The following is an 8,484-nucleotide window of genomic DNA, read 5'->3' on the forward strand; positions in this document are numbered from 1 at the left end:
ACGCTGGGACGCTTCCTGCCCTATCTCTGGCCCGACGATCGGCCCGAGCTGAAGCTGCGCATCTGCGGCGCGATGCTGATGGTGCTGCTCGGCAAGGCGGCGGTGCTGTCGATGCCCTTTGCGTACAAGGCGGCGGTCGACCAGATGACGATCGACGGCACGAGCATGGCGATGGCGGCGATCGTCGCGGTGATCGCCTATGGCGCGGCGCGGCTGGGATCGGTGCTGTTCGATAACCTGCGCAACGTGGTGTTCGAACGCGTCGGCCAGGAGGCGACGCGGACGCTGGCCGAGAATGTCTTCGTCCAGCTGCACCGGCTGTCGCTGCGCTTCCACCTCGCGCGCCGCACCGGCGAGGTTACCAAGGTGATCGAGCGCGGTACCAAGAGCATCGACGTGATGCTCTATTTCCTGCTGTTCAACATTGCACCGACGGTTCTCGAACTGGTCGCGGTGCTGGTGATCTTCTGGATCAATTTCGGCGTCGGGCTGGTGCTGGCGACGGTGGCGATGGTCGCGATCTATATCGTCTTCACCCGCAAGATCACCGACTGGCGCAACCATCTGCGCGAGGCGATGAACACGCTGGACGGCAAGCAGCTCGCGCGCGCGGTCGATTCGCTGCTCAATTACGAGACGGTCAAATATTTCACCGCCGAGGCACGCGAGGCGAAGCGCTATGGCGATGCCGCGCGCACCTATGCCAATGCGGCGGTGAAGTCCGAAAACTCGCTGGCGCTGCTCAATATCGGCCAGTCGCTGATCACCAACCTGATGATGGCAGGCGCGATGGTCTATACCATCTGGGGCTGGAGCCGGGGCCAGTTCACCGTCGGCGATCTGGTGCTGGTCAACACGCTGCTGATGCAGCTGTTTCGTCCGCTCGATCTGCTCGGCATGGTGTATCGCACCATCCGCCAGGGTCTGGTCGACATGGCCGCGATGTTCGACCTGATCGACACGCCCGCCGAGATCGTCGATGTGCCGGGTGCGCCTGGGCTCGACATCCGCCAGCCCTCGGTCGAGTTCCGCGATGTCGATTTCGGATACGACCCCGACCGGCAGATTTTGCACAAACTGAGCTTCCGGGTCGAACCGGGCCAGACGCTGGCTTTGGTCGGCCCCTCGGGCGCGGGCAAGTCGACGATCGCGCGGCTGCTGTTCCGCTTCTACGATCCGCAATCCGGCCAGATCCTGATCGGCGGGCAGGACATATCGAAGGTAACGCAAGCCTCGCTGCGCGCGGTGCTGGGCATCGTGCCGCAGGATACGGTGCTGTTCAACGACACCATCGGCTATAATATCGGCTATGGCCGCGAGGGCGCCACGCAGGAGCAGATCGAGCGCGCGGCGCATGGCGCGGCGATCGGCCATTTCATCGAATCGCTCCCCAAAGGCTATGACACCGAGGTTGGCGAGCGCGGCCTTAAGCTTTCGGGCGGCGAGAAGCAGCGCGTCGCGATCGCGCGGACGCTGCTCAAGAACCCGCCGCTCACCATCTTCGACGAGGCGACCAGCGCGCTCGACAGCGCCACCGAGGCGGAGATTCTCGATACGCTGCGTTCGCTGGCCGAAGGGCGCACCACCCTGATCATCGCGCATCGCCTGTCCACGGTCACGCATGCCGACAGCATCCTCGTGCTCGACAAGGGCCGGGTGGCCGAGCAGGGATCGCATCGCGAGCTGCTGCAGAAAGGCGGGCTCTATGCGGCGATGTGGGAGCGCCAGGCACAGGAACGCGCGAAGGAAGAGGTGGCGGCATGACGATGATGGCGGCTGTTCTGGCAGCGCTGGCGCTGCAGGGCGTGGCGCTCGATCCCCCGGTCGAGGCAGAGGCGGCTGAGGTCGAGCAGCCGACGCGAACGGGGCCATGGACCGACATGTACGGTGAACCGCAGCACCCGGGCGCGACCTATCGCGTGCGCCTGTTTGTGCATGCCGCGCAGGCCTGTCTTCATTTTGCCGGCGAAGAGCCCTATGATGCCGAGCGCGCCGAATTTCTCAACGCGATGATGGATGAAAGCTGCGCCGGCCTGAAAGAACGCTATACGGCGATCCTGGCCGATCCGATGACCGATGCGCCATCGCGCGCCCTGGTCGAGAAAGCATGGGAGCCGTTTCGTGAGTGACAAGCTTTCCAGGATTCCCGCCCTCGCGCTGGCTGCCGCGCTGCTGACGCTGCCCGCGTGCAAGGACCGCAACCAGTCCGACCGTTCCCCGGTGCAGATGCCGCCGATCCTGGCGTCCGCCACCGCCGCCCCCATTGCCATGAAAGAGACAAGCATGTTCACGCCGCTTACCGATGATGTTCAGGTTTCGCCGCAGATCAGCCTCGATCAGGTAGCCGCGGCCAAGGCCGAAGGCGTGACGATGATCATCAACAACCGCCCCGATGGCGAGGACCCGAGCGCGCCGCAAGGCGCCGAGATCGCGGCGGCGGCAAAGGCGGCCGGGATCGACTATGTCTCCATCCCCGTCACCCATGCAGGTTTCTCCGCTCCCCAGGTCGATGCGATGATCGCAGCTTTGGACAAGGCTGAGGCCAGCGGCGGCAAGGTGCTCGCCTATTGCCGCTCGGGCACGCGCTCGACGCTGCTGTGGTCGCTGGCACAGGCCAAGCAAGGGCAGAACCCCTCGGAACTCGCCCGCATCGCGGCGCAGGCGGGCTATGACCTGACCCCGGTCCGCCCGATGCTCGACGCGCTGTCGGGCCAGGCGGACTGACCAGATCCTCCCCGAGCTCATCTCGGGGAGGGGGACCGCCGACCGCAGGTCTGTGGTGGAGGGGAAGCGGCGTTGCGCAGTTCTTCCATGCACGCTCCATCGCGCTGCCCCTCCGGAGGGGCGACGAGCAGCGCGCCCGCCACCTTGCCGCCCGCGCGCGGCCGTTCGAGCGCCGCCCACCACGCGACCGCATGGCAGCCCAGCGAATGCGCGACCAGCACGATCGGCCCTTCGGTCTGTCGGATCGCGATATTGAGCCGGTTGACCCAGGCATTGCGGTTGGGGGTATGCCAGTTGCCCATGTCGACGCGGTGGCAGTTCAGCCACTGGCGCTCCCACAGGCTCTGCCAATGCGTGGGGCCGCTATTGTCGAGTCCGGGGACGAGCAGGATCGTGGGGTCGGTATGCGGAGCGAACGCGGTCATGGGGCACCTTCCGTTTCGAATCGGTCCGTCCGGGGAGCGGCGAACCATGGCCTCAAGATAACTCAACTGAATTGATAGACAAGTGATCTGCGCCACACGGATGGCGCGTTGCGCCGGACCGAAGGACCGATGGCGCTTGACTCTGGGCTCCACACTGCTAATGCCCGCCCCGACCGGATGGCCCTTTGGGGTCTCCGATCGCCGTCCGAGACAGTTGGTGCGGGGGATTTGCCCCGCTTAATGCCCAGCCTAGACGGGGACATGTTTTTCACTGTCGTGCGCTCGACGCACCACAGACGCTGCCATTTTCGTCCCGCGCGCATCGTCGCATCCGGGGCTTCGGCTCGGCAAACACCCCCCACGGACAGACGTAGCATCGCGGCCAGGACCGGCAACGGCCCTTTTCGCGCTGCACAAGCAACCGGGCGCACCGGTGGATGGTCTTCGATCGTCCATAAGCCGATGCGCTCATGTGGAAGGAGAACGGCATGGATCGTGCTGAAAAAGAAGCCGCTGTTGCCTCGCTGAACGCAACCTTCGGTGAAGCCGGTGTGGTGGTGGTGACCCGTAATCTGGGTCTGACCGTTGCCAAGTCGACCGAGCTTCGCACGAAGATGCGCGCAGAAGGCGCCAGCTACAAAGTGACCAAGAACCGGCTGGCCAAGCTTGCCGCTCAAGGCACGCCTTATGCCTCGATCGCCGACCTGTTCACCGGCCCCGTCGCGCTTGCGACCTCGGGCGACCCGGTGGCAGCGGCCAAGGTCGCGGTCAATTTCGCCAAGGATAACGAGAAGCTCGAGATCGTTGGCGGCGCGATGGGCGATGTGGTCCTCGATGCCGAAGGTGTGAAGGCGCTTGCCTCGATGCCCTCGCTCGACGAACTGCGCGCCAAGATCATTGGTCTCGTCAATGCCCCGGCCACCAAGGTGGTTCAGGTCATTCAGGCTCCCGCCGGGCAGCTCGCCCGCGTGTTCGGCGCCTATGCGGCCAAGGAAGACGCATAAATTCTGGTACCCCCTGCCGCAGGCCGGACGGGCTGCGGCGTGCATCATGATTTGAAAATTGGAGACTTAAAATGGCAGATATCGCAAACCTGGTCGAAGAACTCTCGAAGCTGACCGTTCTGGAAGCCGCTGAACTCTCGAAGGCCCTGGAAGAAGCATGGGGCGTTTCGGCCGCTGCTGCTGTGGCTGTTGCCGCTCCTGCCGCTGGCGGCGCTGCTCCGGCTGCTGAAGAGCAGACCGAATTCGACGTCATCCTGACCGGCGACGGCGGCAAGAAGATCCAGGTCATCAAGGAAGTCCGCGCGATCACCAACCTGGGCCTGACCGAAGCCAAGACCCTGGTCGAAAGCGCGCCCAAGGCGATCAAGGAAGGCGTCAGCAAGGCTGAAGCCGAAGACATCAAGGCGAAGATCGAAGCAGCCGGCGGCACCGTCGAGCTCAAGTAATCTTGGCTTCCCGCGCCTTCGGGCACGGGGATGAAGAAAAGGGCGGCCTGCCATGCGCAGGTCGCCCTTTTTCGTTTGCGATGAGCGGGTTGTTCCACGTGAAGCCGCGCAACATCGCCGCCCAATCCTCGTCACCCCCGCGCACGCGGGGGTCCCGCTTTCCTATGCGCATCGAGCGAAAGCGGGATTCCCGCGTGCGCGGGAATGACGGGCTTGAGTGCCCACCCCTTCCCTAACGCCCCCCGAGCGCGCATATGTCTGCGATGACCCAGACAGACCCCCGCTCGTTCCTCTACCGCGCCGATGCGCTCGACCCCGATACCGCGCAGGCAATCACCCACGATGCGCTGAAAGCCTGCGACGATGGCGAGCTCTACCTGCAATATTCGGCGAGCGAGAGCTTCGTCTTCGACGACGGCCGGCTGAAGACCGCCGATTATTCGACCGATTCGGGCTTCGGCCTGCGCGGCGTATCGGGCGAGATGACCGGCTTTGCGCATGCCAATGATGTCAGCGCTGCCGGAATCCGCCGCGCTGCCGAGACGCTCAAGCTGCTCGACCCCGCGAAAGGCGAGGCTGCGCCGCCGCCGCGCAAGAATAATCGGCATCTCTATACCGATGGCAATCCGCTCGAATCGATCCCGTTCGAGGCGAAGATCGCGCTGCTCGAGAAGATCGATGCCGCCGCGCGCGCGCGCGATCCGCGCGTGGCGCAGGTGACCGCGAGCCTGGTTGGCAGCTGGTCGGTGGTCGAGGTGGTGCGCGCCGACGGTTTCGTCGCCACCGATGTGCGCCCGCTGGTACGGCTCAACGTATCGATCGTCGCGCAGAATGGCGATCGGCGCGAGGTCGGCAGTTTCGGCATGGGCGGACGCTATCTCTATGACAGCATGTTCGAGGACGCGGTCTGGAACCGTGCGATCGACGAGGCACTCGCCCAGGCGCTGACCAATCTGGAAAGTGTCGCCGCGCCTGCGGGCGAGATGACGGTGCTGCTCGGCCCCGGCTGGCCCGGCATCATCCTGCACGAGGCGATCGGGCATGGTCTCGAGGGCGATTTCAACCGCAAGGGCACCAGCGCGTTCTCAGGCCGCATCGGCCAGCGCGTCGCTGCCGATGGCGTCACCGTGGTCGACGATGGCTCGATCCAGAACCGGCGCGGCTCGCTCAGCATCGACGACGAGGGCACACCCACGCAGGAAAATGTGCTGATCGAGAACGGCATTTTGCGCGGATACATGCAGGACCGGCTGAACGCCCGGCTGATGGGCGTCGCCCCCACGGGCAACGGCCGCCGCCAGTCCTATGCCCACGCGCCGATGCCGCGCATGACCAACACGTTCATGCGCGCGGGCAATGACGACCCGGCGGAGCTGCTCGCCCGTGTCAAGAACGGCATCTACGCGAAGAGCTTCGGCGGCGGCCAGGTCGATATCGTCTCGGGCAAGTTCGTCTTCACCTGCACCGAGGCCTATCGCGTCGAAAACGGCAAGCTCGGCGCCCCGATCAAGGGCGCAACGCTGATCGGCGATGGCCCGACGGTGCTCACCAAGGTCACCGGCATCGGCAACGACTTCGCGCTCGACGAAGGCGTCGGCGTCTGCGGCAAGGCGGGGCAAGGCGTGCCCGCCGGCGTGGGCCAGCCGACGCTGCTGGTCGGCGGGCTCACGGTGGGGGGGACTGGTTGAACGCAGGTAGGGATAGCTAGAATTGCCGGATTAAGCACTGTGTCCCGAGAATTCCAATCAGGTCTTTCACCATGTAAATCAACGCATCAAACGATGCGGTCGATTTATTCCGCTAACCAGAATGTTCGCTTGACGAGCATTGTCTAGGCGGTGCAGTTTCGGCACAATAGTGTTTTGCCGGAGGTCATCATTGCAAACCAAATCTCTGATCATCAAGCATATACAGGAAATTCCGAACGGGAGCTTGCTTTATTACCCAGAGTTGGGAGACGGGCTGCTTTGCGTGTCAGCAAAGTATGATGGAGAGCTAGGGGAGTCGACTGTGATTGTCCCCCTTTCAGGGACAAGTGCTAGTCCATATGCGCTTCAACCGCTTCGAGCAGATCAACTGTCTGGCAGGGCAGTTATTGTGGATGGCGTGAAGGCGGAAGTCGATCTTTGCGCAGCTACAAGGTTTGGGAATGCTGTTGCCTATGCTGACAATAACGGGACCTACGTTCGTTTGCGATCGGAGCGTACGATGATGGCGTCGATGCAATGCCTACAGCTTGATGATGGGATTATTCGCTCTTACCCTCCAACAGCAGGTATAGGCTTTGCAAGATGGAGAATCGTGATGGAGGAAGACCCTAGCGAAGAGCTTTGGAATTCTGACATGTTGACCAATGAGGAGACTGCACATGGCTGATGGTTCTGACAAAAGAGGAGGTGGCGACAAATCGGGCGATAAAGGGAGCGCCCATAGCCAAAAGACTGAATTACGAGACAGTTTTAGCATTGGAAAGCGTCCAGTCTCTAACCAAAAGGTGACTTCAAGCCTCAAACCGCCAACGCGACCAAAAGATAAATGACACTAGACGCAATCCTAGACGAACGATTTTTTCTATCATATCGAGCCGATTACTCAGCTCGATATCATCGTCGTCGTGCTTCATTTTTGGGTACATTTGATACCATGTCGAACATCATAACAATGCTTGCTGGCACGGCTGTCTTTGTGAGCCTGATGCAAGGTGGACCAGTATTTTTTGCTCAGGCGGCTGGCCTGACAATTTCTGCTCTAGCGATTGTGCAGGTAGTTGTAGGCATTGGACCGCTAGGCGCCCGTCATACAGAATGGATGCGATCATGGGACAAGCTCGCCAATGACATTAGGGCGACACCAATGCCTACCGAAGAAGATTTGCGTGGGTGGAACGACCGGCGCGCAGAAATTGAAGGTGAGTGCGTCAATGAGTTGAGAGCACTTTGCTATGACTGCGAAAATAGGACTAGGACGCACTGGGGAATTACAGAGGGTATCGTGAAAATTGAGTGGTGGCAGCGCGCTATTATCCAACTGGGGACATTTCAAAGCGATTTCCCAGCGATGACTAACCCTAACCCATCTCCATCGAGGCCGGATACGAAAACCAACTGATGGTTTTGCTTTAGAGCTCGACAATTCCGGGGACACGACAATTCCGGGGACACGATACCTAACCCATCACCCCACCTTCCTCGGCCTGCCCCCCTTCTTCCCATTCACCCTCGAAGCCTCCGCCTTGGCCCTTGACGTCGCCTGCCCCGCCCGCGCTGCCATCCATCGTGCGGTGCCGAACACGCCGTTCATCAGGCCGGGCACGGTATAATCCACGTCCAGCGTCTCCCAGTGCAGCCCGAAGCCCGCGCCCTGCACCTCGACCTCGGCGAGCTGCTCGGGCGTGGCGTCTTGCAGGAATTCGACCAGCGCGGGCGGGAAGGCGAAGGTCGCGCCGCTGGCGAGATCGACGATGATGCGGTCCGTTTCGGCGTCGTAGCGCGCCGCGACTGCGCGCGGTTCGGCGATCAGTTTTGCCTTGCCGCGCTGCCTCGCGGCGGGGGCCTGCGCATCGGACCAGTGGGTATCGGCGGTCACGTCATTCACTTCCATGTATCTCTTGCCAGCGCTTGAGGAAGTCGGCGCTGTGGCGTTCGATGATGTCCATCGCGCGCCTGCGGTCATTGGTCTTCATGGCGATGCTATAGTCCATCACCGGACGCCCTTCGGGACCGAACAGGAAGACCTTCATCTCGCCGCCCTGGCCGATCACATGGACATGCGGCGGATCGTGATCATCGACATAGATCACGAACCGCATCCCGGCTTCTCGGTGGACGACGACCATGGACCGTATCCATAACCCAACAGGCTAGGTTTTTCAATATGCCCAACCCC

Annotated in this window: 12 protein-coding genes; 9 read left to right on the forward strand and 3 right to left on the reverse strand. The window is 62.3% G+C overall.

Going from position 1 to position 8,484, the window contains the following annotated elements:
• The 3 genes from DM995_RS12950 to DM995_RS12960 form a co-directional block, all read left to right on the forward strand.
• The coding region (locus tag DM995_RS12950) for an ABCB family ABC transporter ATP-binding protein/permease (RefSeq protein WP_157973296.1) at positions 1-1,764 on the forward strand (1,764 nt) is incomplete at its 5' end.
• Positions 1,761-2,129: a hypothetical protein gene (locus DM995_RS12955; protein ID WP_023838912.1), complete on the forward strand. Its 369-nt coding sequence runs from the start codon at positions 1,761-1,763 to the stop codon at positions 2,127-2,129. The genes DM995_RS12950 and DM995_RS12955, both read left to right, overlap by 4 nt.
• Before the next feature lie 154 nt (positions 2,130-2,283).
• Complete coding sequence (locus DM995_RS12960; RefSeq protein ID WP_116970460.1) at positions 2,284-2,724, forward strand: protein tyrosine phosphatase family protein; 441 nt, start codon at positions 2,284-2,286, stop codon at positions 2,722-2,724.
• Positions 2,725-2,741: 17 nt separating this feature from the next.
• Here the strand turns inward: DM995_RS12960 and DM995_RS12965 are convergent, their stop codons facing one another.
• On the reverse strand, positions 2,742-3,149 hold the full coding sequence (locus DM995_RS12965) for an RBBP9/YdeN family alpha/beta hydrolase (protein ID WP_116969687.1): 408 nt from the start codon (positions 3,147-3,149) through the stop codon (positions 2,742-2,744).
• A 488-nt stretch (positions 3,150-3,637) separates the two neighbouring features.
• Between DM995_RS12965 and rplJ the strand changes: the two genes are divergently transcribed.
• From rplJ to DM995_RS21310, 6 genes are all read left to right on the forward strand, one after another.
• A complete protein-coding gene (rplJ, locus tag DM995_RS12970) occupies positions 3,638-4,153 on the forward strand; it encodes a 50S ribosomal protein L10 (protein WP_066278037.1) in 516 nt (171 codons plus the stop codon).
• A gap of 71 nt (positions 4,154-4,224) precedes the next feature.
• Positions 4,225-4,599, forward strand: a complete 375-nt coding sequence (rplL, locus tag DM995_RS12975) for a 50S ribosomal protein L7/L12 (RefSeq protein WP_060977432.1) — start codon at positions 4,225-4,227, stop codon at positions 4,597-4,599.
• A 263-nt stretch (positions 4,600-4,862) separates the two neighbouring features.
• Complete coding sequence (gene tldD / locus DM995_RS12980) at positions 4,863-6,287, forward strand: metalloprotease TldD (RefSeq protein ID WP_116969688.1); 1,425 nt, start codon at positions 4,863-4,865, stop codon at positions 6,285-6,287.
• Positions 6,288-6,477: 190 nt separating this feature from the next.
• Positions 6,478-6,975, forward strand: coding sequence for a hypothetical protein (locus tag DM995_RS21300; protein WP_157973198.1), 498 nt, complete (start codon positions 6,478-6,480; stop codon positions 6,973-6,975).
• Positions 6,968-7,138: a hypothetical protein gene (locus DM995_RS21305; protein ID WP_157973199.1), complete on the forward strand. Its 171-nt coding sequence runs from the start codon at positions 6,968-6,970 to the stop codon at positions 7,136-7,138. Before DM995_RS21300 ends, DM995_RS21305 begins: the two co-directional genes overlap by 8 nt.
• A 104-nt stretch (positions 7,139-7,242) precedes the next feature.
• The gene (locus DM995_RS21310; RefSeq protein ID WP_157973200.1) at positions 7,243-7,707 is read left to right on the forward strand and encodes a hypothetical protein; all 465 of its coding nucleotides are present in this window, start codon (positions 7,243-7,245) and stop codon (positions 7,705-7,707) included.
• 66 nt (positions 7,708-7,773) lie between these two features.
• Here the strand turns inward: DM995_RS21310 and DM995_RS12985 are convergent, their stop codons facing one another.
• Together DM995_RS12985 and DM995_RS12990 are read right to left on the reverse strand one after the other, a co-directional pair.
• Positions 7,774-8,199 carry a DUF2442 domain-containing protein gene (locus DM995_RS12985; protein WP_198669359.1) on the reverse strand — a complete coding sequence of 142 codons (426 nt, stop codon included), beginning with the start codon at positions 8,197-8,199 and terminating at the stop codon, positions 7,774-7,776.
• Positions 8,186-8,434 carry a DUF4160 domain-containing protein gene (locus DM995_RS12990; protein WP_116969689.1) on the reverse strand — a complete coding sequence of 83 codons (249 nt, stop codon included), beginning with the start codon at positions 8,432-8,434 and terminating at the stop codon, positions 8,186-8,188. Before DM995_RS12990 ends, DM995_RS12985 begins: the two co-directional genes overlap by 14 nt.
• Positions 8,435-8,484 lie beyond the last annotated feature (50 nt).

Source organism: Blastomonas sp. UPD001, assembly GCF_003426715.1.
In the GTDB taxonomy this organism is placed as follows: Bacteria; Pseudomonadota; Alphaproteobacteria; order Sphingomonadales; family Sphingomonadaceae; genus Blastomonas.